The following is a 25,608-nucleotide window of genomic DNA, read 5'->3' as shown; positions in this document are numbered from 1 at the left end:
GTCACTCCTTTCCGGAGGTGCTTCCGGGCGTGTTCCCAGACGTGTTCCCAGACGTGTTCCCGGACGACGTGTTCCCGGACGTGCCGGAGTTTTCGTGGGTGCCGGAGGTGCCCGGCGCGCCCGGGGTGTGGACGAGCTCGGGCGAGGCGGTGTCCAGCGGGACCTGCCAGGAGCGCAGCAGCCCGAGCTGGACGGCCTGGCGGGGCAGTGCCGCGTCCAGCAGCCAGTCGGCGGCGACCCGCACCCGGTTGCCGGGCATGGCGGCCAGGTGGTAGCCGCGGGTGACGGCGCCGGCGACCGGGCCGGACAGCGGGACGCCCATCGGGTTGGCGGCCGCCTTCACCCCGCCGAGGTCCACCGCGAAGCCCAGGTCGTTGTGGCGGTAGGCGACCGGGGTGCCCAGGCCGAGGGAGGCGGCCACGTTGCGGGCGGCCACCTTGCCCTGGCGGGAGGCGTGCTGGGCGGTCATCGGGGTGAACTCACCGGGCCGGGTCAGGTCCGGGACGGCGGCGGCGTCACCGCAGGCGAAGACCTCCGGATGGCCGGGCACGCCGAGCTGCGGGGTGACCACCAGCCGGCCTTTCTCGGTGGGCAGGTCCAGCAGGGAGACGAGCGGGTCGGGACGGACGCCGACGCACCAGATGAGGGTGCGGGTGTCCACGAACTCCCCGGTGTCCAGCAGTACGCCGTCCTTGGTGGACTCCTTCACGGAGGTCTTCACCCGGACGTCCACCCCGCGCTCGCGCAGCACCTCGTCGGCGGTCCTGGCGAGGCGTTCGCTCAGCCCGGGCAGGACCCGGTCGGCCACGTCGAGCAGCATCCACCGGGGCTTGACCCCGCGCGGCCAGCCGGGCTGCTTGCGCACCAGCGCGTCGGTGAACATCTTGCCGTGGGCGGCCAGTTCGGTGCCGGTGTAGCCGGCGCCCACCACCACGAAGGTGGAGCGGGCGGCGCACTCGGCGGGGTCGCCGCAGTAGCCGGCCAGCTCGATCTGGCGGGTGATGTGGTCGCGCAGGTACAGCGCCTCGGGCAGTCCGCGGAAGCCGGTGGCGTGTTCGGCGACGCCCGGGATGGGCAGCAGCTTGCTGACACTGCCGACGGCGAGCACCAGCCGGTCGTAGGTCAGCTCGCCTTCCCCGCCCTCGGGGTCGCTGTAGTGGACGGTACGCGCGGCCAGGTCCACCCGCTCGGCCTGGCCGAGCACCAGCCGCACCTGGCGCAGGGTGCCGGGCAGCGAGACGGTGACCCGCCTGGCCTCCAGGACACCGGCGGTGACCTGCGGCAGCAGCGGCAGGTAGAGGAAGTAGTCGGTGGGGTTGAGCAGGACGATCTCGGCACGGCCGCGCAGGGTGCGGCTGAGGTGGCGGGCGGTCTGGTAGCCGGCGAACCCGGCCCCCACGATCACCACCCGCGGGCGCCTGCGGGGGCCGCCGGAGGGTCCGGACCGGGCGGGGCCGGTACGCCCGGCCGGGGTGGTCGGGCCGGACGGGCTGACGGACGGGGTCACGGGGCCTCCAGCGTGATCGTGCGGTTGTTCCGGTGCGGTGTGCTCGGGGGGGTGGTTGCTGCGGCTGGTGCGGTCTGGTGTGGTGAGGCTGGCTTCTTGGTGCCGGTCTGCTCTGGTGTGGCCGGTCTTGGTGTCGGTCTGCTCTGGTTGCTGCGGCTTGGTGCGGTCTGGTGCGGTGCGGTCTGGTGCGGCGTGGCCTGATCTTGTGCCGCCCTGTGCCAATCAGCGCGTCCACGGGCCTCCCGGAACGGTGACCCCGGACGCGCCTGCCGGGGCGCGTCCCGGATGCGCCAGGGCTGCGCCGCGGCCGCGGCCCGTCCCGGACGTCTCCAGGGCGGCGACCCCGAAGCTTCCGGGAACGGTGTCCCGGCCGCCTCCGGACGGCGACCCCGGGCCGTACAGGGACAGCACCCCCGGACGTATCCGAGGCCGTGTCCCGGTGGACCTGCGAGCAGTTCCCAGGCCCTCCGGGCGGCACCCCGGCGGACCCAAGAGCGGAGCCCCAAGGCCCTGTCCTTGCCGCGCACACCTCCGCCGGACTGGCAGCCCGGCGGACCTTCCCGGTGCCCCTGAGCCCGCACCCCAAACGCCCGCAGTCCGGGCGCACCGGACCCCTCCGCACTCACCCCCGCCCCAGTACGTATCACTCAATGAGACGTCTATCTCGCCATTCGACCTACGCGCCTACGCTGGCCGCACCCCACCACCCGAGCGACCCCGGGAGTAAGCCATGAGCGATGCCGCCGCCCGCACATCCGAGCAGGCCGTCTACACCCACGGGCACCACGAGTCGGTGCTGCGCTCGCACCGCTGGCGTACGGCTGCCAACTCGGCCGGCTATCTGCTGGCCGAACTCCGGCCCGGGCTGCGGGTGCTGGATGTGGGCTGCGGGCCCGGCACCATCACCGCGGACCTGGCCGCGCTGGTCGCGCCGGGCGGCCGGGTCACCGGGGTCGACGCGGCGGACGGGGTGCTGGAACAGGCGCGCGCCGAGGTACGGGCGCGGGGGCTGGAGGAGGCCGTCGACTTCCGGGTCGCCGATGTGCACGCGCTGCCCTTCCCGGACGGCTCCTTCGACGTCGTCCACGCCCACCAGGTGCTCCAGCACGTGGGCGACCCGGTGCGCGCCCTGGCGGAGATGCGGCGGGTGTGCCGACCCGGCGGGGTGGTGGCCGCCCGGGACTCCGACTACGCGGCTTTTGCCTGGTTCCCCGAGCCGCCGGCGCTGGACGACTGGCTGGCGCTGTACCGGCGGGTCGCCCGGGCCAACGGCGGCGAGCCGGACGCGGGGCGGCGGCTGCTGTCCTGGGCGCGCCGGGCCGGTTTCACCGAGGTCACGGCCACCTCCTCGGCCTGGTGCTTCGCCACCCCGGACGAGCGGAGCTGGTGGAGCGGGCTGTGGGCGGACCGTACGGTCTCCTCCTTCTACGCCGAGCGGGCGGTGGCGGGCGGACACGCCTCGCCCGCCCTGCTGGCCGAGATCGCCGAGGGCTGGCGGGAGTGGGGGCGGGCCGAGGACGCCTGGTTCGCGGTGCCGCACGGCGAGGTGCTCTGCCGGGCCTGAACCCCCGACCACACCGCACCGCACCGCCCCGGCAGGTCCCGCCCCAACTAGGCTGGCCCGCATGGAGATTCTGGGCACCACCCTGCGCGTCTGCGTCGACGACCTGGAGACCTCGACCGCCTTCTACGAGCGGGTCACCGGCACCCGAGCGCTGCGCTTCGAGCGCGGCGGGGTGTCGGTGGCGGCCGTGGGCTCCTTTCTGCTGATGAGCGGACCGGAAGCGGAACTGGAGGTGCTGCGCAAGGTGGCCGCGACCATCGCGGTCGACGACGTGGACGCGGCGTACGGCACGCTCAGCGAGGCCGGGGCGAAGATCGTCGCCGGGCCGCTGCCGACGCCGGTGGGGCGCAATCTGATCGCGCTCCACCCGGACGGCTCGGTCTTCGAGTACGTCGACCGGCGCCAGTAGCCGGACTTGTGCGCCGCCGCCGAGGCGCACCGAGAACCCTCGAACGAGTGAAGCACCGGACGACCCGATCCGGCCCTTCACCCATTCGTCGCATCACCATCTGGTCCGATATCCTCTACTTGATAGGCAAATGTGCCCCTGTGGAGGGTGGTGCGATGTCCCCGGAGCGGTTCGCCTCGGAAGACCCGCCTCCCGCCCGTGTGCGCCCCGGCGACGGCCGCCTGTCCGCGCCGAAGGCCATGCGGTCGGCCGCGGACCAGCTGAGTGAGCTGCTGGGGCGGGCACCGGAAGCCATCTCCGCCGTGCGGCCCACCGAGGAAGGGTGGGAGGCCGATGTGGAGGTCCTGGAACTCGAACGGATCCCCGAGACGACCAGCGTGCTGGCCAGCTACCGCGTCCAGCTCGACGCGGAGGGCGAACTGACCGCGTACGAACGGGTCCGCCGCTACACCCGGGGGCAGATCGACCGGCGTGGCTGACCACCCGTCCCCCACCGTGCCCTGCCGGGTGCCATGGCAGCACCGGGGCGGCACCGGACCGGCGGGTCGGAGGAGAGGAGGCACCATGACGGTGGTGCCCCAGAGCGGTGCGGGCCCCGCTGCCCAGGGCGGCGGCGGGAACGCCTCTTCGCTGTACGACGTACTGGAGCTCATTCTCGACCGGGGCCTGGTCATCGACGTCTTCGCCCGGGTCTCCCTGGTCGGCATCGAGATCCTGAAGATCGACGTCCGGGTGGTCGTGGCGAGTGTCGACACCTATCTGCGCTTCGCCGAGGCGGTCAACCGGCTGGACCTGGAGTCCGGCCGCAAGGCCCCGGCGCAACTGCCGGAGGTCGTCGGCGGGCTCACCGAGGGCGGCGCCCGCGGCAAGACCAAGGGGGCGCTGAGCGGCGCCGTGGAGGCGGTCACGGACACCTTCTCGGAGTCCTTCCGCCGGGGTCGCGGGAAGGACCGGGACCGCGAGGAGGCAGCCGCCGAGTCCGCCGACGCCGACCGACGGCGTCCGGTCCGCCGGGCCCCGCCTCCCACCGACGACGACGTCCGGGTGCCGGTCGACGAGGACACGCGGCCCGCGCGCCGCGTCCACCGGCGACGGGACGGCTGAGCCATGGCGGTCTATGTGTACGGGATCACCGCGGCCGAGCCCCCGCCGGCCCTGGACGGCGCCCACGGGGTGGGCGACCCGCCGCGGCCACTGCGTACCGTCGCCGGCGGTTCGCTGGACGCGGTGGTCAGCGACGCCCCCGAGGAGCTGCGCGCCGGCCGCCGGGACGTCCGCGCCCACCAGGACGTACTCGACCGGCTGAGCGACCACGGCGGTGTGCTGCCGCTGCGCTTCGGCACCCTGGCGCCCGACGACGAGGCCGTCCGGCGGACCCTTCAGGAACGTGCGCCCGGATACCGGGAACGGCTGGCCGCCCTGGACGGCTGCGCCGAGTACCACCTGCGGGCCTCCCACCGGCCGGAAAAGCCGACCGCCGCGGAGGAGGGGGCCCGCCGGGACTCCCTCGCCGCCGAGGTGACCGCCGCCCTCGGGCCGCTGGCCCGGGAGTCCCGCTCCTCGGACCCGACGGGCGAGGACGTGCTGAACGTCTCCTTCCTGGTGGCGCAGGACGAGCAGCCGGCCTTCCTCGACCGTGAGGCGCGACTCGCGGTCGAGCACGGTGCATCGGCGTTCCGCTTCCGGCTGCACGGCCCGCTCCCGCCGTACAGCTTCGTCTGAGGGGGTGCGACCGGGCCATGGGCGTACTCACCCAGCTGCTCACCCTCCCGCTGGCCCCCGTGCGCGGGGTCGGCTGGGTGGTTCGGCAGGTGACAGATGCGGCGGAGCGCGAATACTACGACCCCGAGCCGGTACTCGAAGGGCTGCGGGAGTTGGAACGCGAACTCGCGGACGGGCTGATCAGCCCACGGGAGTTCGACCGCCGCGAGGACGAGCTGCTGGACCGGCTGGAGGAGATCCGCCGGCACCAGGGCGCCGGCCCTGCCCCCGGAGGCGGTCCGCGGTGATCCCCGGCCCGGATCAGCGCGGCCCCCGCTCGGCGGACCCCACCGGCTCGGACGGGGCCGGTCCGCCCGCACCGCCGCAAGGCGTGTCAGGAGGACTTCCCATATGACGAAAGCGACCACGGGCGCCGCACTGCTCGGCGGCTACGTGCTCGGCCGCACCAAGAAGGCCAAGCTCGCCATCGCCGTGGCGACCTGGCTGGTGCGGAAGCAGATCGACCCCAAGAAGGTCACCGCGCTGATCAGCGACTCGCCCGCCCTGGAAGGGCTCAGCGGGCAGCTGCGGGAGCAGTTGCAACACGCCGGCAAGGAGGCCGCGGCCTCCGCCGTCGCCGCTCGTGCGGACCGGCTCGCCGACCAGCTGCACGCCCGGACCGAACGGCTGCGCCGGGGCGAGGACGAGGAGGGCCCGGAGGACGAGGAAGCCGAGCAGAAGGGCGACGAAGGCGAGCAGAAGGGCGAGGAAGCGGACCAGGAAGAGCCGGAGAGCCGGGACGAGGAGGAGGAAGAGGGGGAGCCGGAGAGCCGGGACGACGAGGAGGAAGAGGGGGAGCCGGAGAGCCGGGACGACGAGGAGGAAAAGGGAGAGGACGAGGACGGGGAGGAGGGCGAGGACGAGGAGCCGGACGAACCGCCTCCGCCTCCCCGCAAGCGAGCACCGGCGAAGAAGACCGCCACCAAGACCGCCGCCAAGACCGCGGCTGAGAAGTCGGCCTCCGGCGGCTCCCGCTCCCGGAGCGCGGCCGCCGACCAGGACGGCGGCGAGCCCCGGCGGGCGGCCCGCAAGCGGGCGCCGGCCGCGGACTCCTCCCGTAACGCGGAGTCCTCCCGTACTTCCGCACCCCGCAAGCGGACCGGATCCGGCCGGACGCAGAGGAGGGCCGGCGCATGAGTGAGCAGGAAGCGACCGGTACGGCGCGCAGCGCGAAGGAGACGGCCGGCGGCCTGTCCGGCGCCCTCGGTGACGCCGGCGACCGGCTCAAGGACGAGCTCCGGCAGTATCTGGAGGCCAAGGCGGGGCGGGCCGTCGGCTCACTGGGCGGACGGCTCGGCGAGGCCACCCGCCGGCTGGGCGACCCGGGCTCCTCGCTCGGCAACGTCGCCGGCGCGCTCGGCAAGGGCGGCCAGGCCCTCGCCGAGGGGAAGTCCCCCCAGCGGGCGGTGGCCGGCGCGGCCTTCTCCCATGTCAAGGACACCGTGAAGGACAAGGTCTCCGGCCTGTTCGGCGGCGGCAAGGGCGGAAAGAGCGGCAAGGGCGAGACCCGGGGCAAGAGCGTCGTCGTCATCGAGGACGTGGACGTCGGGGTCCCGGTGCGCCAGGCGTACGACCAGTGGACCCAGTTCCAGCAGTTCGGCCGCTTCGCTAAGGGCGTCGTCAACGTGGAGCAGTCCGACGACACCACCTCCCAGTGGCAGGTCAAGGTCGCGAAGTCCAACCGCAACTGGAAGGCGAGCGTCCTGGAGCAGGTCCCGGACGAGCGGATCGTCTGGTCCTCGGAAGGTGCCAAGGGCACCACCAAGGGCGCGGTCACCTTCCATGCGCTGGGCGACAACCTCACCAAGGTGCTGCTGGTCCTGGAGTACTTCCCCAAGGGGTTGTTCGAGAAGACCGGCAACATCTGGCGCGCCCAGGGCCGCCGCGCGCGGCTCGATCTGAAGCTGTACCGCAAGTTCGTGACCATGCAGAGCGAGCCCGCCGAGGGCTGGCGCGGGGAGATCCGCGACGGCGAGGTGGTCCGCAGCCACGAGGACGCGGAGGCCGAAGAGAACGAGGACAACGAGGAGCACGAGGACAACGAGTCCACCGGGGAGGAGTCCGGGGCGGACGAGCCCGACACGGACGAGGACCGCGAGGACGACGACGAGCCCTATGAGGACGAGGAGTACGAAGACGAGGACGAGCCCGAGCCCGAGGACGAAGAGGCCGAATACGAGGACGAGGACCAGGACGAAGACGAGGAGGAGGACGACTACGGGGAGGACGAGCCCGAGTACGAGGACGACGAGGAGGAAGAGGACCGGGCTCCGCGCCGCCGGGCGGGACGCCGCTGAGTGACGGGCCGCGCCCGGGCCCCGGTCCGGGCGGGCCGGCCCACCGACGCCGAATCGAGGTCGACCGCCGTGAACGAACCCGTGGCCCGCAATCTCGGCCCCTACTCCTCAGCGGCCGCGCCCTACGGCCAGGGGAGTTCGGCGAACCTGGCCGACATCCTGGAACGGGTCCTCGACAAGGGGATCGTGATCGCCGGCGACATCAAGATCAACCTCCTGGACATCGAACTGCTCACCATCAAGCTGCGGCTGCTGGTGGCCTCCGTCGACAAGGCGAAGGAGATGGGCATCGACTGGTGGGAGCACGACCCCTCGCTCTCCTCCCGCGCCCGCGACGAGCGGCGGGTCAGCGGCACCGGCGGACGCGGTGCGCTGGCCGAGGAGAACCGGCGGCTGAGGGAGGAGGTAGCGGCCCTGCGGGCGTCCGCCTCCGGCGCGGAGGTCTGGGACGCGGAAGCCTGGGAGGACGACGAGGCGGAGGCAGCCATTCCGGACGAGGCGGGCGCGGATGTGGTGGACGAGGCGGGCTCGGATGTGGTGGACGAGGCGGGCGAGGTCGTGGTGGACGAGCCGCCGCCCCGGCCCCGGCGGCGCCCCGCCCGGCGCGCCGACCCCGAGGAGGGTGCGGTCCGAAGGCCTCGGCGCGCCGACCCCGACGGGGAGGGAGTCCCCCGGCGGCCCCGCCGCGCCCGCCCCGAGGAGGCTGCCGGGGCGGAGGACGGTGAGCGGCCCCGTACCCGGCCGCGCCGCCGACCGGGAGCCGGGGACGAACGGTGAGCACCGAGCTGGTGTACGTGTACGGCGTCGCCGCCGCCGGGCCCGGGCTCGCGCAGACGGTGCCCACCCTCCAGGGCGTCGGCGGCGCGAGGGTCCGGCTGATCGAGGACGGCGGCCTGGCGGCCGTGGCCGGACCGGTGGCCGCCGCCGACTTCGAGGAGGCCGCACTCGCCGCCCGGCTGGAGGACCTCCGCTGGCTGGAGGCGGTCGCCCGGGCCCATCACGCGGTGGTGGACGCCGTGGCCGCCGCCGGTCCGGTGCTGCCGCTGCGGCTGGCGACGGTGTACCGGGACGAGGACGGCGTACGCGCCCTGCTGGCCGACGGACGGGACCTGTTCGCCTCCCGGCTGGCCCAGCTGGCCGGCCATGTGGAGTGGGGCGTCAAGGTGCACCTCGTACCGCCACCCGCGCCCCCGCCGAGTGCACCCGCACCGGACCCGTCCGCCCGGCCCGCCCCCGTAGCGCACGCTTCCGGACCCGAGGCACCGACGCCGGGACGGCGCCCCTCCCCCACCGACGGTCCCGGGACCGTCGGGCCGGGCCGGGCGTATCTGCGCACCCGGGGGCATGAGCGCCGCAGCCGGGAAGACGCGCACCGGGCCGCCTCGGCTGCCGTGGAGCACGTGCGCCGCACAGCGGCCGCCCATGCTGCCGAACGGGTGAACCACCGGGTCCAGCAGGGCCCGCTGGCCGAGGGCGGGGCCGAGAACCTCGCCAATGACGCCTATCTGGTGCCCTCGGAGCGGTGCGCGGCCTTTCTGACCGAGGTCCGCCGGGCCGCCGAGCAGGAGCCCGCGGTACGAGTGGAGGTCACCGGTCCCTGGGCCCCGTACTCCTTCGCCGGCCTGGACGGCTCCGGCGCGGCGGCGGGGCCGTGATGAGCGAGGGCCCCTTCCGGTACACCTCGCCCGGCTTCCCGGCCCCCGGCCCGAGGAACGCCGCCCCCGACCCGTACGCCACCCCCGAGCCGTACTCCCCCACCGACCCGTACTCGCCCACCGACCCGTACGAGGGCTCCCCGCTCCCCGGCCGGCAGGTCGCGCTCATCGATCTGCTGGACCGGCTGCTGACCGGCGGGGTGGTGGTGACCGGGGACGTGGTCCTCTCCATCGCCGACATCGACCTGGTACGGGTCTCCCTGCGGGCCCTGATCGTCTCGATCAGCGCCGAGAACCCGTCACCCTGGGCGGGGCCGTCCCATGCCGGGTGACCCTCCCCCGGCGTACGGTTCCGGGTCGCCGTCCCCCTCCGGCCCCGGCCCCGACCGCTACCGGGAGCTGGCGGACGCGGCGGACCGCGCCTTCCGGCTCCTTCCGGCGGCCCCCCGGCAGTTGCCGCCATCCGGTCGCGCGGGGCCGGGGCCCTCGCCGCCCGCGCACCGGATCAACGCGGACCCGGACACCGTGGAGCGCGACCTGATGAAACTGGTGCTCACCATCGTCGAGCTGCTGCGGCAACTGATGGAGCGGCAGGCACTGCACCGGGTGGACGCGGGTGATCTGACCGAGGACGAGGAGGAGCGGCTCGGGATGACCCTGATGGTGCTGCACGACCGGATGACCGAGCTGTGCGACCGCTACGGGCTGACCCTGGCCGATCTCAACCTCGACCTGGGCCCGCTGGGGAGCCTCCTGCCCCGCGACCCCGGCGGCCCTCTCGACCACCCCTGAGAGGGAGGCCGACGCAGCGCTCGGAGCGGAGCGTCCTCGTCGCGGATGGCCAGGGTGCCGGTGTACACGGCGGGATCGATGACCACGATGACGCGCATGACGCGCACGATGCGGACGACGGCGCATGATCACCGCCGTCCAGGGCCGACCGGCAGGGGCCGGGGACAACCCCTCCCTCGGCGGGGCCGGTCAGGCGCCCGTGTGCGGCTCCGCCATCGCCGCGCGGGCGGTCGGCATCTCGGCGGTGAGCGCCCAGCGCTCGTGGTCGCGCCACTCCCCGTTCACATGGAGCATCGCCGGTGAGAAGCCCTCCTTGCGGAACCCGGCCCGCCGCACCAGGGCCAGCGAGGCGGCGTTGCCCGGCTGGATGTTGGCCTCCAGCCGGTGCAGCCCGAGCGGCCCGAAGGCGTACGCCGTGACCAGGGACAGCGCCTCGCTCATCAGCCCGCGGCCCGCCGCGTGGGCGAAGGCCCCGTAGCCGAGGGTGCCGTTGAGGAAGGCTCCGCGGACGATGTTGTTGATGTTGACGAACCCGGCGATGGCACCGTCCGCGTCCTGGTCGCAGACGAGGAGCGAGGCGTTCGCGGGGTTGCCGACCCGCAGCCCGGCGTAGCGGGCGAAGTCCTTGACGCTGTCCGGCGGGAAGAGCCAGGGGTGGTGCAGCTCCCGGCTTTCCCGGGTCCGGGCGGTGAACTCCTCGCCGTCCTCGTGGCGCAGCTCGCGCAGGGCGACCCGCGGTCCGCGGGCGACGGGGACGGCGGTGCCGTGCGTGGAGGTCATGGCCCCACAGTAGGGGCCCTTGGGGCGGCGGCGGCCGTCAGTGGTGGGTCACCAGGAGCTTCGGAGTCTCCTCGGACTGCTCGGCGGGATCGGGGCGTTGGATGAGCAGCGAGGTGAGGACGCCGATGCCGAGGAGGACGAGCGCCGCGTACATCGCGTGCTGGTACCCGGCCTCGGTCGGCCCGCCCGCGTCGCTGCCTGCGGTGATCATGGCGGAAGCCAGGGCGATGCCCAGCGAGGCGCCGATGCCGAAGCAGGCTCCGTTGAGACCGGAGAGCGAGCCGGGCTTGTCCTTGGGAGCGGTGGTGACCGCGAGGCCGTTGAGGCCGGTGAGCATGAACCCGCCGTAGGTCACGCCGAGCGCGGCCAGTGCGGCGATGAGGATCCACTCGTGGTGCAGGAAGACGGTGGCGAGGGCGAAGATCACGAAGTTGGCGAGGGCCCCGGCGACCACCACGGTGCGCCAGCCGATCCGCGGGCCGAGTCGGCCGGTGAGCGGGGCGGACACCACACCGATGAGCTGGATCGGGGTGAGGAAGAGGAAGGCGGCGGTCACCGCGCTCAGTCCGAGGCCCACCCGGGCGTCCTGGGAGAAGAGCGGGATGGTGAGGGCGATCGCGCCGAAGGCGCCGCCGAGGGTGCAGACGGTGGTGAGCAGCAGTGGCCAGGCCCGGCGGGAGGCCAGGACGTCCAGGTCGATGACCGGGTTGGGCGCGCTCTTCTGGGAGACCACGAAGAAGGCCAGCGCGGCCAGGCCGCCGAGCAGGAAGCCGAGGGTGAGGGGGGAGGTCCAGCCCCAGGCCGCGCCCTGGGCGAGACCGACCAGCACACCGGTCAGTCCGAGGGCGAGGGCCGCGATGCCGCGGGAGTCGAAGCGGGCCCCGGCGTCCAGGGTGGGCGGCACGTCCGGCACGTAGCGGCGCACACCGAGCAGCCCGGCGACGGCGATCAGGGTGGAGCAGACGAAGATGCCGCGGAAGCCGATGGTGTCGGCGATCTGGCCGCCAGCGATGGCGTCCACCCCGGCCAGACCGCCGTTGACGGCGGTGATGACCCCGGCGGCCTTGCCGAACCCGGCCGGGCTGAGCAGCTGGTTGAGGGTGAGGAAGGCGAGGGTGAACATCGCGGCGGAGACGCCCTGGAGGATCCGTCCGGCGATGAAGACCTCGATGCTGGGCGCGAAGACGCAGAGCAGGTTGCCGGCGATCAGGACGACGGCGCAGAGCAGCATCATCGGCTTGCGCCCGCGCTGGTCGCTGAGCCGGGCCAGGGTCACCTGGCCGATGGCGGCCATCAGGAAGAACAGGGTCTGGGAGAGCCCGGCGGCGGCCGTGGTGGTGCCCAGCCGCTCGATGACATCGGGCAGGGCGGGGCTGAGCATGGTGGCGTTGATCTGGTAGCCGAGTACGGCGAGGACCATCGCCAGCATCATGGGGCCGCGCCCCGCCAGATCGGATCCGGTCCCGGAGACTGGTCCGGTCCCGGAGACTGATCCGGTCCCGGAAACCGCCCCGGTATCCGCCCGGGATCCCGCCCGGGAATCCGCAGAGGAGTCCGCCGGAGAGCCCGGACGGTCGGAGGTGGTGGACATGTCGGCCCCTTTGCCTCGTATGCCATGCCGTCGTGCTGCTGTCATGCCGTCGTGCCGCTGCCATGTCATGCCGTTGCGGTGCCATGGAAGGGCAACTTGTCAGACAAGTAGCGCACTCACTTTCGGGTCTACGCGCGTAAATCGTCAAGACCCTCCCGACCTCGAACCTCTCGCACGGGCACATTCGCCCCGTTTCGCCCCCTTCACCCCTCCCTCCCCCTCTCCCCCGCCCCCTCCGGAGCGTTGCCCGAGGCGGTCGACCCGGCATAACTTGCCGACGGGCACGGTGGAGGTTGCCGACATACCGGCCGGGCTTGCCGACAAGCCGGCCGAGGAGGAGCGGGAGTGGTCAGCGTGGAACAGCGGAGACCGGTGGTGGTGCTCTACGAGCGGATCGCGGACGCCATCCACGCCGGCACCTATCCACCGGGCTCGACCCTGCCCTCGGAACCCAGGCTCGCCGCCGAGCTGGGGGTGAGCCGCCCGGCCCTGCGGGAGGCGCTGCTGCTGCTCCAGGAGGACGGGCTGGTCACCGTGCGCCGGGGCGTGGGGCGGACCGTCAGCGACCGGCCGCCGCGGCGCGGCTTCGAGCACGTCCGGCCGCTGGAGGAGCTCCTCGGTACGGCCGGCCCGGTCCGGGTGCGCGCGCTGCTACGGGCGGTCGAGGAACCGACCGACTTCACCACCCAGCACCTGCTGGCGCCCGCCCGGGCCCGGCTGCGGTTCTGGGAGTCGCTGCTGACGGCCGACGGCCACGCGGCGGCGCTCAGCCAGGAGTGGGCCGCCGACGAGGAGGTCCTCGCTACCGCCCACCCCGCCTTCGCCGAGGCCCTGGCCGCCGGACCGGCGCCTGGCGCGGCCCCGTCGATGCTGGCGGTGCTGGCCGCGGCATCCCGGGGGGTGCAGCTCACCGCGCACAGCGGGATCACCGCCACCCTGGTCGGACAGCGCCGCGGTGAGCAGCTCGGCCGGCCCGCCGACACCCCGGCGGTGCTGGTCACGCAGGTGGTCCGGGTCGGCGGCACCCCCGTCCTGGCGGCCAAGCACATGCTGCCCACCGGGGCCGCCCCGCTTCCGGTGCTCCAGTCGAACTGACCCTGGCCCGCCCCGGTGGCAGCGCGTCCCCCGTACCGGTGTCACCGGGGTCACGGCGCGAGGGCGGCGGTGTGCCGTACACTCCCGCCCCATGCACTTGTCTGACAACCTTGCCCCCGCTTCCACCCCGGCCATCGCGGAGTGGGTGCGGCTCGCCCCGAAGGCCGTCCTGCACGACCACCTGGACGGCGGGCTGCGCCCGGCGACCATCATCGAACTGGCCCGCGAGTGCGGCTACGCAGGGCTGCCGACCGAGGACCCGGCTGCCCTCGGCACCTGGTTCCGGGATGCCGCGGACTCCGGCTCGCTGGAGCGGTACCTGGAGACCTTCGCCCACACCTGCGCCGTGATGCAGACCCGCGAGGCGCTGTTCCGGGTCGCCGCCGAGTGCGCCGAGGACCTGGCCGCCGACGGCGTGGTCTACGCGGAGGTGCGCTACGCCCCCGAGCAGCACCTGGAGGCCGGGCTGACCCTGGACGAGGTCGTCGCGGCCGTCAACGAGGGCTTCCGCGAGGGCGAGCGGCGGGCCGGCGGCCGGATCACCGTCGGCACCCTGCTGACCGGTATGCGGCACACCGACCGCTCGCTGGAGATAGCCGAGCTCACCGTGGCGCACCGGGATCACGGGGTGGCCGGGTTCGACATCGCGGGCGGCGAGATCGGCAACCCGCCGGCCCGCCATCTGCCCGCCTTCCAGCACCTCAAGCGGCACAACTGCCACTTCACCATCCACGCCGGCGAGGCGGTCGGCGCCGAGTCGATCCACGAGGCGGTGCAGGTCTGCGGCGCGGAGCGGATCGGGCACGGGGTGCGGATCACCGACGACATCGCCGAGGACGGCACGCTGGGCCACCTCGCCGCGTACGTCCGGGACAACCGCATCGCGCTGGAGGTCTGCCCCACGTCCAACCTGCAGACCGGCGCGGCCAAGGACTACGCCTCGCACCCGATCGACCTGCTGCGCCGGGCCGGCTTCCGGGTCACCCTCAACACCGACAACCGGCTGGTGTCGGGGACGACCATGAGCCGGGAGTTCCAGCACATGGTGGACGCGTTCGAGTACGGGCCGGAGGTCTTCGAGGAGTTCACGGTGGCCGCGCTGGAGGCGGCGTTCCTGCCGCTGCCGGAGCGCCGCCAGCTCATCGACGAGGTGGTCCGCCCGGCCTACGCCGCCCTGGCCGCCTCCCGGTAACGGTCCCTCTGACGGATACGGCGGGCCGGTCCCTGCCCCTGCCCCTGCCCCTGCCCCTGCCCCTGCCCCTGCCCCTGCCCCTGCGACAGGGGCTTACCGCAGAGCCGGCAGCTCCAGGGTGAGCGTGCGGGCGTCGGCGTCGAGCTCGGCGGGGACGCCCAGCGGCAGGGTGAGGGAGGTGGGGCCGTGCCCGAACCCGAACTCCTCCACGATCGGCACGCCCAGCGGGGCCAGCCGGTCCACCAGGACCTCGCGGACCCGCTCGTACGGTCCGCACTCCGCCCAGGAGCCGAGCACGATCCCGGCGGACCCCTCAAGCAGACCGGAGCGCAGCAGCTGGGTGAGCGTGCGGTCAATCCGGTAGGGCTGCTCCCCCACGTCCTCCAGGACCAGCAGTCCGCCTCGGGCCGACGAGCGGGCGTCCGGGGTGCCGAGCCCGGCGGCGAGCAGGCTGAGGCAGCCTCCGAAAAGTGTGCCGCGGGCCCGGCCGGGCACCATGGTGCGGGCGCCCGGCAGTCCGGTCAGGACCTGGGCGGACTCCGGGGCGAACAACGTGGTGCGCAGCTCCTGCCTGGTCCGCTCGTCCTGGAGGAAGGTGGCCGCGCCGGTCATCGGCCCGTGCAGGGTGGCGAGTCCCAGGCGCAGGGCGAAGGCCTCGTGCAGGACGGTGGCATCGCTGTAGCCGACGAACAGCTTGGGCCCGGCGGCCCGCAGGGCGTCCCAGTCGAGCAGGTCCACCAGGCGCTGGGCGCCGTATCCGCCGCGGGCGCAGAGCACCGCGGCCACCTCCGGATCGCACCAGGCCTCCGCCAGGTCCCGGGCGCGTGCCTCGTCGGTGCCGGCGAGGTATCCGAGCCGGGGGTGGACGTCCAGGGCATGCGGCATCACCACCGGGTCCAGGCCCCAGCCGCGCAGGATGTCCACCCCGGCGGTGATCCGCTCCTCGGGGACGGTGCCGCTGGGCGCGACCACCGCGACCCGGTCCCCCGGGCGCAACCGGCCAGGACGCGTCAACGGCCGCACCCCGTCGTCCCGCCGACCGTCGGAATCGTGAAAGCCGTACGGGCCCTCCGGGCCGCCCGGGCCATCCGGCCTGCCCGGCGCGTCCGCGTCGAAGGTGGCGGTCATATCCGCAGCTCCAGCGGCGGTACGTCAAGTCGGTCGATGCCGAACACGCCGACGTAGAGAGCGAGTTCGGCTTCCAACGCTCGGACGAGGGTGGCCTCGGCCCGGAAGCCGTGGCCCTCGCCCTCGAAGGGGATGTAGGTGTGCGGCACCCCGCGCCCGGCGATCCGGTCCAGGAAACGTCGGCTCTGCGCGGGCGGGCAGATGACGTCGTCGAGCCCCTGGAGCAGCAGGAACGGCGCGGTGATCCGCTCGACCTGGTTGATCGGGGAGCGGGCGCGGTAGCGGGCGGGGACCGCGTCGGGCGGGCCGATCAGCGAGTCGAGGTAGTACGCCTCGAAGTCATGGGTCTCATCCGGCCCCCACTGGGTGAGGTCGAGCACCGGGTAGAGGATGGTGCCGCAGGCGTAGGCGGAGGTGGCGGCGAGTGAGGCGGCCGTGGTCCAGCCGCCGGCGCTGCCGCCGCGGATGCCGAGGCGGGCCGGGTCGGCGGTGCCCTCGGCGGCGAGCGCCTCGGCGACGGCGGCGCAGTCCTCCACGTCGACCACGCCCCACTGGCCGCGCAGCCGGTTGCGGTACTCGCGTCCGTAGCCACTGGAGCCGCCGTAGTTGACCTCGGCGACGCCGATGCCGCGTGAGGTGAAGTAGGCGATCTCCAGGTCGAGGACGAGGGCGGACCGCCCGGTGGGCCCGCCGTGCGCCCAGATCACATAGGGCGGCAGCTCATCGTCGGGGGCGATGCGGTCGGGGTTGTGCGGCGGGTAGACATGGGCGTGGATCTCGCGGTTGTCGGGGCCGGTGAAGGTGCGGATCTGCGGCTCGGGGTAGTACGCGGGGTCGACCGGGTCGGTATGGGCGGAGCCGATGACCCGGGTGCGTCCGGTGCTGGTGTCCAGCTCCACGACCTCGTACCCACTGCGCGGGCTGGCGGCGACGCCCACCACCCGGGAGCCGTCCCCGGCCAGGCCGGCCGCCCACTCGGTCCACGGGCCGGCGGCGTCCACGAGCTCCCCGGTCTCCGGGTCGAGTATGCCGAGGCTGGTGGCGCCCCGGCCGTGAACCACGGCCACGGTGCCGTCCTGGAGCGGCTGGAACCAGCTGAGGCCGATCTGCCACAGCGGGCCGCCGAACTCCTCGCCGCGCCCGCCGCACAGCGGGGCCCCCACCACCGGCCGGGGCCCGTCCGCCCCGTCCGTCCGGATGCTGCCCTCGGCCGTACCGCCGACGGCCCCGGGGGCGATCCGGTACAGCTCCCACCAGCCGGCGGCGTCCGAGGCGTACAGCAGGGAGCCGTCGGCGGACCAGTCCACCTGGCAGACCGACTCCTCGGGGCCTCCGGCGACCGGCCGCACCCCGGTGAGGGCTCCGTCGGCGGTGACGTCGGCGGTCAGCACGGTGGTGCCGTCCCACGGCATACGGGGGTGGTCCCAGACGATCCAGGCGGCGCGGCGGCCGTCCGGGGAGAGCCGGGCGCCGGTGAGGAAGCGGTGCTCGTCGCCGGTGAGTTCGCGGATGGCGGCGCGGTCCTCGGCGGCCGAGCCGTCCAGCGGCACCGCGGCGAGCAGCCGCCGCAGATCGCCGGGGTGCTCCCCGGTGAACTCCTCCAGCACGCACCAGACCTCGCCGCGGTCGACCAGGATGACCGGGTCGGCCCAGCGCAGTCCGCCACCGGTGCCGGACAGCGGGGTGAGCGGCCGGGGCTCGCCGCCCCCGTCCGGCCGGTGGGCGTAGAGCCGCTGGTCGGGAAAGTGGCAGAAGACGACCAGCGGCCCGGCCCCGGTCCCGTCACCGCCGTCGCCGCCGCCGCCGCCGATGGCGTCACTGCCGTCACCGCGGGTGCCGTCACCGCCCAGGGCGTCCCCGCCGGTGGCGATGCCCGCCCAGGGTCGGCCGCCGTACTCGATGACCCGGCTGCGGACGTTCCACGGGGCGGGCAGCACCACCTCCTCGGTGCCGTCGGCCCGCCGGCGCACCAGGGCGCGCCGGCCGCCCTCGGCGGGGCGCGGCTCGGTCCACCACACCTCCTCGCCCACGATTCCGACGAAGTCCGGGCGGCCGTCGTGTGAGGCGGCCAGCCGGGCATCGATCGGCGACGGCCAGGTGCCGTAGGGCCCGGTGGGTACCATGGGTCGTTTCCCCCTCGTGGTCGAGCTGGTGGTCGGCTCGGCCGGTGCCCCCGGGCCGGCCGACGGTCGGTCAGGCGGAGCGCATATAGCGGTCGAGGACCCGCACCCCGAAGTGCAGGGCCTGGACCGGGACGCGCTCGTCCACGCCGTGGAACAGTGCCTGGTAGTCGAAGCCGATGGGCAGCCGCAGCGGGGAGAAGCCGTAGCCGACGATGCCGAGCCGGGCGAACTGCTTGGCGTCGGTGCCGCCCGACATGCAGAACGGCACCACATGCGCGTCCGGGTCGAAGTGCGTCAGCGCCTCCCGGAGCTTGGCGAAGGTCGGCGAGTCGACCGGTGCCTCCAGTGGGATCTCGCGGTGCTGGAACTCCCAGTCCACGTCCGGCCCGGTGAGCTGGTCGATGGTGCGGATGAACTCCTCCTCGCCGCCCGGGACCATCCGGCCGTCGATGTGCGCGGTGGCAGTGCCGGGGATGACGTTCACCTTGTAGCCGGCCTGGAGGATGGTCGGGTTGGCGCTGTTGCGGATGACCGGCTCCACCAGCGAGGCGGCCCGCCCCAGCTTGGCCAGCAGCACATCCGCGTCGAAGTCCTCGGCGTCGAGGTCCGGTTCGATGCCGTGCAGGGCGGACAGCTCCATCAGCGCGGCCCGCACCGTCGGGGTGAGCCGCACCGGCCACTCGTACTCCCCGATCCGGGAGACGGCGGCGGCGAGCCTGCTCACCGCGTTCTCCCGGTTGACCTTGGAGCCGTGCCCGGCGCGGCCGTCGGCGGTGAGCTTCAGCCAGGCGGTGCCCCGCTCCCCCGCCCCCACCGGGTAGAGGATGAGGTCGGGACCGGCGTGGAAGCTGTAGGCGCCGGACTCGCTGATGCCCTCCGTACAGCCCTCGAACAGATCGGCGTGGTGCTTGGCCAGGTACCCGGCGCCGTCGACGGCGCTGTCCTCCTCGTCGGCCGTGTAGGCGAGGACGATGTCGCGGCGCGGCCGGATGCCCTTGCGGGCCCACTCGCGGACCACGGACAGGACCATCGCGTCCATGTTCTTCATGTCGATGGCGCCGCGGCCCCACACCATCCCGTCCCGGACCTCGCCGGAGAACGGGTGCACCGCCCAGTCGGCCGGGTCGGCGGGCACCACGTCCAGGTGGCCGTGGACCAGCAGGGCGTCGGCGGACGGGTCGGTGCCCTCGATCCGGGCCACCACATTGGTGCGGCCGGGGCTGCGCTCCAGCAGCTGCGGTTCGATCCCGGCGTCGGCCAGCCGCTCGGCGACGTACTCGGCGGCCGGGCGCTCCCGGCAGTCCCCGCCGCCGCGGTTGGTGGTGTCGATGCGGATGAGGTCGGAGGTGAAGGCCACCACCTCGTCCAGCGTGAGGTCGTCGGTCTCGTCTGATGTCAGGTCAGCCATACTGCTCCTCCACTGCGGCCGAGACGATCGTGGTCACTGCCTTGAAGGTGCGGATGGTCTCGTACATCGTCATGCCGGTGTACGAGACCCGCCGCTCCCCACTGGGCGCCACGCCCGGGACGACCGTGGCGGCCGCCGCGAGGTGCTCGGCGTCGAACTCCAGCTCCACGGTGAACGGGCCGCCCCGCACCGCTTCGTACCGTACGGCCAGGGCGGTCGCCTCCTTGGCGGCGGCGCGGATGTCGGCGGCCGTCCGGGTGGGTGTGCGGCACACCGCCGCGTACCGCGAGATGTGGTCCTTGACCGCGACCTTGCGCGCCTCCGGGGCGTAATCCAGGGCGTCCTCGCAGGTCAGGTCGTCCCCGGTGACCAGGATGACGGGGACGCCGTACTCGGCGGCCACCGTCGCGTTGAGCAGGCCCTCGCTCGCCCGCTCGCCGTTCAGCCAGACTCCGGTGATGGAGTTGGCGAGGTAGGTGTGGGCGAGGACGCCCTCGCTGCCGGCGCCGGTGTGGTAGCCGACGAAGGCGATGCCGTCCACGTCACCGTGCTGGACGCCCTCGACCATGGACAGCGACTTGTGCCGGCCGGTGATCATCTCCACCCGCTCGTCGAGCTGCTCCAGGAGCAGGTTGCGCATGGTCCAGTGGGCCTCGTTGACCAGCACGGCATCGGCGCCGCCGTCGAAGAACCCGAGCGCCGCCGCCTGTACGTCGGAGGTGAACAGGGACCGGCACCGCTCCCACTGGGGCGTGCCGGGCAGCACGTCGGCCGGCCAGGTCACGCCGGTGGCGCCCTCCATGTCGGCACTGATGAGGATCTTCATAGCCCCGACCGTACGCGCTCCCGAGCCGACTGCCCAGGGCTGTGGATAACCCCCGGCGCGGCGCGATCCCCCTCACCCGGGGCGCCGCTCACCCACCCCGAATCCACCGTCCGGACCGGCCGGCCGGCGGTCCCTGCCGACGGCCCTCCGGCCACCGGCAGGGCCACCATCAGGCGCCCGCCACCAGGCGACCGCTACTTGGCCACCTCGGCAGCCAGCTTGTCCAGCAGCTGGTCGTAGATGCGGCCCAGGCCCTTGGGGGCGAAGGTCCTCTCGAAGAAGCCGCCGATGCCGCCGGCCCCCTGCCAGACCGTCGTCACGACGACCCTGGCCCGTCCCTCACCGGCCGGGGTGACGGTCCAGGTGGTGACCATGGAGGAGTTGCGGTCCTTCTCCACGAGCTGCCCCTCGGTCGGCTCGCTCACCTCCAGCAGGCAGTCGCGGACGCGCTTGCTGGTGGCCTGGAGCTTCCAGTGGACCAGGGTGCCCGCACCCTCGCCGCCCTCGCGCACCTCGTACTCGCTGAAGTGCTCCGGCAGGAGCTTCGGCCGGGTCTGCCGGTAGTCGGCCAGGGCGCCGAACACCGCCTCCGCGTCCGCCTCGATGACCCGTTCCGTCGTGGCCTCGACCTGCGCCATACCTCGTCCTCCAGCGTTCGTACCTCAGGGGAGGCCAGCCAACCACCAGGCCCTGCCACCACCCAAATCCAGCAGCCCGCCCCCACCTCCACTCCCCCTGTCCCCCTTTCCGTCCTCCTCCCTCCGGCGATCATGGGAACACTTGTTCTATTGTGGTGCGCGGTACTACCGAGGAGGCGCCATGCGCTGGGACAACCTGAGCGACCACCCCGCCGCGGCCACCGCCGACCCGGCCCTGTTCGGTGCGGACGCGGTCGTGACGAGGACCTTCGACACGCCCGAGTTCCGCGACATCACCTTCCACGAGGTACGGGCCCGTTCGATCGTGAACCGGGTGCCCGGCGCCTCCCGGATGCCGTTCGAATGGACGGTCAACCCCTATCGGGGCTGCAGCCACGCCTGTGTGTACTGCTTCGCCCGCAAGACGCACAGCTATCTGGACCTGGACACCGGGCTGGGCTTCGACTCGCAGATCGTGGTCAAGGTCAACGCGCCGGAGCTGGTGCGCCGCCGGCTGGCCTCGCCGAGCTGGCATGGCGCTCATATCGCCATGGGCACCAATGTGGACTGCTACCAGCGCGCGGAGGGCCGCTACCGGCTGATGCCGGGGATCATCTCGGCGCTGCGCGACCACGCCAACCCGTTCTCGATCCTCACCAAGGGGACGCTGATCCTGCGGGACCTGCCGCTGCTGGTGGAGGCCGCCGAGGTGACGGAGGTCGGCATCTCGGTCTCGGTCGGCTTCACCGACCACGAGCTGTGGCGCACCGTGGAGCCCGGCACTCCGGCGCCGGAACGGCGGCTGGACGTGGTGCGGCGGCTGGCCGAGCACGGCATCGGCTGCTCGGTGCTGATGGCCCCGGTGATCCCGTTCCTGGGCGACCGCCCGGACCAGCTCCGCGCCACCGTACGCGCCATCGCGGACGCCGGGGCAGACTCGGTGACCCCACTCGTCCTGCATCTGCGCCCCGGCGCGCGTGAGTGGTTCACCACCTGGCTGCACCGCCACCACCCCCAGCTGGTGGGGCGGTACGAACGGATGTACGCGGGCGGTTCCTACGCGCCCACCTGGTACCAGCGCCGGATCACCCGTCAGGTGCACGAGTTGGCGGACGAGTTCGGGATCGGGCCGGCCCGGCGCGGCGCGGCACGCCGTATCGCCCCGCCCCGACCGGAACGAGAGGAGCCGGCACCCACCCAGCTCACCCTGATGTGATCGAACGCCATCCGATATGACCTGATCTGACCTGCTATACCAGTCCGCCCCGGTCTGCGCCCCGGTGGACCGGCCCCCGACCGGCTCACACCTGATCGGGGGACGTCGTGTCGGAATCCGCCCCTCCGCATCGGAATACGGGGACGATCCGGCAGGAGTGGGACAGGCGGCGCTCGCTCGGGCGCCCTCGCCCCCTCCTCCGTTTCCTTCCCCTCTCTCCCCGTCCCTTTCCGATGCAACTCGGAGGCCAGGCCAGATGCAACAACGCGTAGGGGTGCTGATCGCGGCGGGCGCCATGGTGGCCGGGGCGGTGACGGCCGCCGCTCCCGCGGCCGCCGCCCGCCCGACCTCCGCCCCGCCGGAACCCGGGATTCCGGCCACCGCGCCGCCAGGACCGGCCACTCCGGCAGTCATGGCCCCGGCACTGGGAACTCCCGCGGCCGCGGCCCCGCCGGCGTGGAAGGCGTGCGCGACCACGTCGTACCCCCGGCTCCAGTGCGCGGAGCTCTCGGTTCCGCTGGACCATGACGACCCGCTGGGCGAGCGGATCACCCTCGCCCTCTCCCGCGTCCCGCACACCGCCAAGACCTTCCAGGGACCGCTGGTGGTGAACCCGGGCGGGCCCGGGGCCGGCGGCAGGACGATGGCCGGGTTCGTCGCCGCCTCGCTGCCCGCGAAGACCGCCGCGCAGTACGACGTCATCGGCTTCGACCCGCGCGGTGTGGGCGCCAGCAAGCCCGCTCTCAACTGCAAGCCCGGCTACTTCGCCCCGGTGCGCCCGGACTCGGTGCCCCGGGACACCCGCGACGAGCGGGTCAACCTGGCGCGGGCCGCCTCGTTCGCGCGGGCCTGCGGCGAGAAGTACGGACGGCTGCTGCCGCACATCAGCACCACCGCGGCGGCCCGCGACCTGGACGCCATCCGGCAGGCGCTGGGCGCGCGGCAGATCAGCTACCTCGGCTACTCGTACGGCACCTATCTGGGGGCGGTCTACGCGCGGCTGTTCCCGGACCGGGTGCGGCGGGCGGTGCTGGACTCGGTGGTCGACCCGCGCGGCGTCTGGTACGAGGCGAACCTCGCCCAGGACACCGCCTTCGACGCCCGGCACAAGGCGTTCGCCGCCTGGGTGGCGCGCCATGACAAGGCGTACAAGTTGGGCGGGGACCCGGCGGAGGTGGAGCGGCGCTGGTACGCGATGCGCGAGGCCCTGAAGCGCCGGCCGGCCGGTCATACGGTCGGACCGGCCGAGCTGGAGGACACCTTCCTGCCGGGCGGCTACTACAACGGCTACTGGCCGATGCTGGCCGAGGCGTTCTCGGCGTACGCGAACGAGCGCGACCCCGCGCCGCTGGTCGCCGTGTACAAGGCGCTGGCCACGCGCGACGCCTCCGACGAGAACGGCTACTCGGTCTACGCGGCCGTGCAGTGCCGGGACGCCCGGTGGCCCAAGGACTGGGGCACCTGGTACCAGGACAACTGGCGTACACACGCCAAGGCGCCCTTCTCCACCTGGAACAACGCCTGGTACAACGCACCCTGCGCGTTCTGGCCGGTGGAGGCGGCGTCCCGGATCGAGGTGACCAACGACGCGCTGCCCCCGGTTCTGCTGTTCCAGGCGACCGAGGACGCGGCGACCCCGTTCGAAGGAGCGGTGACGGCCCGGCGGGAGCTGCGCGGTTCCCGGCTGGTGGTCGAGGAGGACGGCGGCAACCACGGGGTCACCCTCGCGGGCAACGCCTGCGCGGACGGCCACCTGGCACGCTATCTGGACACCGGTGAGCTGCCGAAGGACGGCGGCGGCCAGGGGCAGGCGGACGCGGTCTGCGCGGCGCGCGCGGAACCCGAGCCGGCCGGTACGGCCGCCCGTGGCAGCCGTGCCGGGACGTCGGTCGCGACCCTGCCCGCCACCGGTGGCGCGGCACTGCACGGCATGCTCGGCCACCGAGGCTGACACCGCCCACCGAGCCGCCCGGCTGACGCCTCGGGGCGGGACTGTCAGTGGCATGGGTGAGGATGGTCCGCATGACGACTCACCTCACCCATGTGCCCGCCCCCGAGGGCATCGCTCCCGCGCCCGGCTACAGCCATGTGGTGTGGGGCAGCGGCCGGTTCATCGCGATATCCGGCCAGTGCGCGCTGGACGAGCGGGGCGAGGTCGTGGGCGAGGGCGACGCGGCGGTCCAGGCCCGCCGGGTCTTCGAGAACCTGCGGCGCTGCCTGGCCGCCGCGGGAGCCGGCTTCGACGACGTGCTGAAGCTCACCTACTTCGTCACCGACGTCGCCCATCTGCCGGCGGTGCGCGCCGCGCGCGACGAGGTGATCGACACCCGCCGCCCGCCGGCCAGCTCCGCCGTACAGGTCTCCGCCCTCTTCCGGCCGGAGCTGCTGGTCGAGATCGAGGCCTACGCGGTGCTCCCGGAAGGCCCCCGGCGATGAGCGCCCCGCCGGACTCCCGGCTACGGGTCCGGCCCATGCTGGCCGCCGACTGCGCGGCCGTCGCCCGCATCCGCACCGCGGGCTGGCGGTTCGCCTACGCCGACCTGGTGCCGCGCCCCTACCTGGACGCCCTCAGCGAGGAGGCCACCGCCCGGCGTCTGCGCGATCAACTCGCCACAGCGCTCCCTTCTTCCTCGCCCTACTCCTCGTCCAACTCACCGTGGCGACCTCTCGCCAACCCGGAACTTCAGCACCCCGCCGACTCGTTGCCCAAAATGGAGGAAGGGCGCACGGGTCCGCACCACCTGGTGGCCGAGCAGGCCGGCGAGATAGTCGGCTGGGCCTGCCTAGGCCCCTACCGCCACCCCGACACCCCCGCCCCCGCGACTGCCGATGGCGCGAGCGGTCCCGCGGGCGGGCAGGTGGTCCCGCGAGGTCTGCACGGCGGGCCCGGCGACGGCGAGGTGTACGCCCTGTACGCAGACCCCCAGCGACTCGGCACCGGCATCGGACGCGCGCTGATGGACGAGGTCGTCGCGTTGACGTCGGCCGCCGGCCACCCGGCGCTGCGGCTGTGGGTGCTGGCCAGCAACGCGCTGGGGCGGCGCTTCTACGAGAAGGCCGGCTTCGCCCAGGACGGCGCCGAGGAGCCCTGGCACATCGGCGGCGCCACCCTCACCGAGCTGCGGTACACCCGCCGCCTCTCCCGGCCCTGACCAAGGTGACCCAGGCGCCCGCCCCTGACCCAGGCGGCAACCGGCTCCCGGCCCCGGCGGTAACAAGCATCTGAGCCGGCCCGGCCAGAAGGGGAAACACCGGGTCCCGCGCTGCTGACGCCCGGCAGGGGTTGCCGGCAGGGGTCGCACGTGTGCCTCGCGTTGCTGAGGCCAGGCCGGACGCGAGCGGGCCCGCGTTGCCCATGTCGGCCCGGGCGCGGCGCGCCACGTCGCGTTGCTGAGGCCAGGCCGGATGCGAGCAGGCCTCCGTTGCCCACGTCGGCCCGGGTGCGGCGCGCCACGTCGCGCTGCTGAGGCCAGGCAGGACGCGAGCGGGCCCGCGTTGCCCACGTCGCCCCGGGCGCGGCGCGCCACGTGGCGTTGCCGGCGGAGACCCGGGCGCGGCCCGGCACTTCGCGGTACCGGCATCGGGCCGGGGCGCGCATCACTCGGTGTCCGGGCCGCTGCGGGTGG

At 73.7% G+C, this 25,608-nt stretch carries 25 protein-coding genes and 1 pseudogene; 18 read left to right on the top strand and 8 right to left on the bottom strand.

Translation table 11 applies throughout. From position 1 onward, the window contains the following. Position 1 precedes the first annotated feature (1 nt). Positions 2-1,405 (bottom strand): FAD-dependent oxidoreductase, encoded by a 1,404-nt coding sequence (locus tag M1O15_RS19550; protein WP_248635403.1) that lies wholly within the window; start codon positions 1,403-1,405, stop codon positions 2-4. An 832-nt stretch (positions 1,406-2,237) separates the two neighbouring features. On the opposite strand from M1O15_RS19550, the gene M1O15_RS19545 reads away from it, so the two are divergent. The 12 genes and pseudogenes from M1O15_RS19545 (at position 2,238) to M1O15_RS19490 (ending at position 9,985) form a co-directional block, all read left to right on the top strand. Next, positions 2,238-3,071 (top strand): methyltransferase domain-containing protein, encoded by an 834-nt coding sequence (locus tag M1O15_RS19545; protein ID WP_248635247.1) that lies wholly within the window; start codon positions 2,238-2,240, stop codon positions 3,069-3,071. 61 nt (positions 3,072-3,132) lie between these two features. Next, positions 3,133-3,480, top strand: coding sequence for a VOC family protein (locus M1O15_RS19540; protein WP_248635246.1), 348 nt, complete (start codon positions 3,133-3,135; stop codon positions 3,478-3,480). 155 nt (positions 3,481-3,635) lie between these two features. Further along, positions 3,636-3,959 carry a gas vesicle protein GvpO gene (locus M1O15_RS19535; protein WP_248635245.1) on the top strand — a complete coding sequence of 108 codons (324 nt, stop codon included), beginning with the start codon at positions 3,636-3,638 and terminating at the stop codon, positions 3,957-3,959. 85 nt (positions 3,960-4,044) lie between these two features. Continuing rightward, entirely contained in the window at positions 4,045-4,584 is a 540-nt protein-coding gene (gene gvpJ / locus M1O15_RS19530) for a gas vesicle protein GvpJ (RefSeq protein WP_248635244.1), read from the top strand. Positions 4,585-4,587: 3 nt separating this feature from the next. Continuing rightward, entirely contained in the window at positions 4,588-5,202 is a 615-nt protein-coding gene (locus M1O15_RS19525; protein ID WP_248635243.1) for a GvpL/GvpF family gas vesicle protein, read from the top strand. Positions 5,203-5,219: 17 nt separating this feature from the next. Next, positions 5,220-5,489, top strand: a complete 270-nt coding sequence (locus tag M1O15_RS19520; protein WP_248635242.1) for a gas vesicle protein GvpG — start codon at positions 5,220-5,222, stop codon at positions 5,487-5,489. Positions 5,490-5,592: 103 nt separating this feature from the next. After that, positions 5,593-6,378: a hypothetical protein gene (locus M1O15_RS31480; protein ID WP_282576971.1), complete on the top strand. Its 786-nt coding sequence runs from the start codon at positions 5,593-5,595 to the stop codon at positions 6,376-6,378. Then, positions 6,375-7,538 (top strand): SRPBCC family protein, encoded by a 1,164-nt coding sequence (locus M1O15_RS19510; protein WP_248635241.1) that lies wholly within the window; start codon positions 6,375-6,377, stop codon positions 7,536-7,538. The genes M1O15_RS31480 and M1O15_RS19510 overlap by 4 nt, the downstream gene beginning before the upstream one ends. A gap of 81 nt (positions 7,539-7,619) precedes the next feature. Next, positions 7,620-7,961, top strand: a pseudogene (gene gvpJ / locus M1O15_RS19505) (gas vesicle protein GvpJ); the annotation flags it as partial. Between the two features lie 350 nt (positions 7,962-8,311). Continuing rightward, on the top strand, positions 8,312-9,193 hold the full coding sequence (locus M1O15_RS19500; RefSeq protein ID WP_248635240.1) for a GvpL/GvpF family gas vesicle protein: 882 nt from the start codon (positions 8,312-8,314) through the stop codon (positions 9,191-9,193). Positions 9,194-9,360: 167 nt separating this feature from the next. After that, positions 9,361-9,525: a gas vesicle protein GvpJ gene (gene gvpJ / locus M1O15_RS19495; protein ID WP_248635402.1), complete on the top strand. Its 165-nt coding sequence runs from the start codon at positions 9,361-9,363 to the stop codon at positions 9,523-9,525. Further along, positions 9,515-9,985: a gas vesicle protein K gene (locus tag M1O15_RS19490; RefSeq protein WP_248635239.1), complete on the top strand. Its 471-nt coding sequence runs from the start codon at positions 9,515-9,517 to the stop codon at positions 9,983-9,985. Before gvpJ (M1O15_RS19495) ends, M1O15_RS19490 begins: the two co-directional genes overlap by 11 nt. Before the next feature lie 189 nt (positions 9,986-10,174). On the opposite strand, the gene M1O15_RS19485 is transcribed toward M1O15_RS19490, so the two are convergent. Continuing rightward, a complete protein-coding gene (locus tag M1O15_RS19485; RefSeq protein WP_248635238.1) occupies positions 10,175-10,765 on the bottom strand; it encodes a GNAT family N-acetyltransferase in 591 nt (196 codons plus the stop codon). Positions 10,766-10,802: 37 nt separating this feature from the next. Continuing rightward, entirely contained in the window at positions 10,803-12,197 is a 1,395-nt protein-coding gene (locus M1O15_RS19480; RefSeq protein WP_248635237.1) for an MFS transporter, read from the bottom strand. A 504-nt stretch (positions 12,198-12,701) separates the two neighbouring features. On the opposite strand from M1O15_RS19480, the gene M1O15_RS19475 reads away from it, so the two are divergent. Continuing rightward, complete coding sequence (locus M1O15_RS19475; protein ID WP_248635236.1) at positions 12,702-13,451, top strand: GntR family transcriptional regulator; 750 nt, start codon at positions 12,702-12,704, stop codon at positions 13,449-13,451. 91 nt (positions 13,452-13,542) lie between these two features. Further along, a complete protein-coding gene (locus M1O15_RS19470) occupies positions 13,543-14,643 on the top strand; it encodes an adenosine deaminase (RefSeq protein ID WP_248635235.1) in 1,101 nt (366 codons plus the stop codon). Positions 14,644-14,736: 93 nt separating this feature from the next. Here the strand turns inward: M1O15_RS19470 and M1O15_RS19465 are convergent, their stop codons facing one another. From M1O15_RS19465 to M1O15_RS19445, 5 genes are all read right to left on the bottom strand, one after another. Next, the gene (locus M1O15_RS19465; RefSeq protein WP_248635234.1) at positions 14,737-15,657 is read right to left on the bottom strand and encodes a S66 peptidase family protein; all 921 of its coding nucleotides are present in this window, start codon (positions 15,655-15,657) and stop codon (positions 14,737-14,739) included. Between the two features lie 110 nt (positions 15,658-15,767). Further along, positions 15,768-17,894 (bottom strand): prolyl oligopeptidase family serine peptidase, encoded by a 2,127-nt coding sequence (locus M1O15_RS19460; protein WP_248635233.1) that lies wholly within the window; start codon positions 17,892-17,894, stop codon positions 15,768-15,770. 70 nt (positions 17,895-17,964) lie between these two features. Beyond that, the gene (locus tag M1O15_RS19455) at positions 17,965-19,302 is read right to left on the bottom strand and encodes a M20/M25/M40 family metallo-hydrolase (RefSeq protein ID WP_248635232.1); all 1,338 of its coding nucleotides are present in this window, start codon (positions 19,300-19,302) and stop codon (positions 17,965-17,967) included. Next, positions 19,295-20,128: a M55 family metallopeptidase gene (locus M1O15_RS19450; RefSeq protein ID WP_248635231.1), complete on the bottom strand. Its 834-nt coding sequence runs from the start codon at positions 20,126-20,128 to the stop codon at positions 19,295-19,297. The genes M1O15_RS19455 and M1O15_RS19450 overlap by 8 nt, the downstream gene beginning before the upstream one ends. A 194-nt stretch (positions 20,129-20,322) precedes the next feature. Continuing rightward, positions 20,323-20,766: an SRPBCC family protein gene (locus tag M1O15_RS19445; RefSeq protein WP_248635230.1), complete on the bottom strand. Its 444-nt coding sequence runs from the start codon at positions 20,764-20,766 to the stop codon at positions 20,323-20,325. A gap of 181 nt (positions 20,767-20,947) precedes the next feature. Between M1O15_RS19445 and M1O15_RS19440 the strand changes: the two genes are divergently transcribed. The 4 genes from M1O15_RS19440 to M1O15_RS31685 all read left to right on the top strand — a co-directional run bounded on the left by M1O15_RS19440 (position 20,948) and on the right by M1O15_RS31685 (position 25,134). Further along, positions 20,948-21,982 carry an Rv2578c family radical SAM protein gene (locus tag M1O15_RS19440; RefSeq protein ID WP_248635229.1) on the top strand — a complete coding sequence of 345 codons (1,035 nt, stop codon included), beginning with the start codon at positions 20,948-20,950 and terminating at the stop codon, positions 21,980-21,982. A gap of 256 nt (positions 21,983-22,238) precedes the next feature. Then, the gene (locus tag M1O15_RS19435) at positions 22,239-23,933 is read left to right on the top strand and encodes an alpha/beta hydrolase (RefSeq protein ID WP_248635228.1); all 1,695 of its coding nucleotides are present in this window, start codon (positions 22,239-22,241) and stop codon (positions 23,931-23,933) included. Between the two features lie 71 nt (positions 23,934-24,004). Then, positions 24,005-24,418 (top strand): RidA family protein, encoded by a 414-nt coding sequence (locus tag M1O15_RS19430; RefSeq protein WP_248635227.1) that lies wholly within the window; start codon positions 24,005-24,007, stop codon positions 24,416-24,418. Beyond that, complete coding sequence (locus tag M1O15_RS31685) at positions 24,415-25,134, top strand: GNAT family N-acetyltransferase (protein ID WP_308282370.1); 720 nt, start codon at positions 24,415-24,417, stop codon at positions 25,132-25,134. The genes M1O15_RS19430 and M1O15_RS31685 overlap by 4 nt, the downstream gene beginning before the upstream one ends. Positions 25,135-25,608 lie beyond the last annotated feature (474 nt).

Origin of the sequence: Streptomyces lichenis, assembly GCF_023218175.1 — a bacterium.
In the GTDB taxonomy this organism is placed as follows: domain Bacteria; phylum Actinomycetota; class Actinomycetes; order Streptomycetales; family Streptomycetaceae; genus Streptomyces; species Streptomyces lichenis.
Note: the sequence above shows the minus strand (reverse complement) of the source record. Positions and strands in the feature narration are given on the sequence as shown.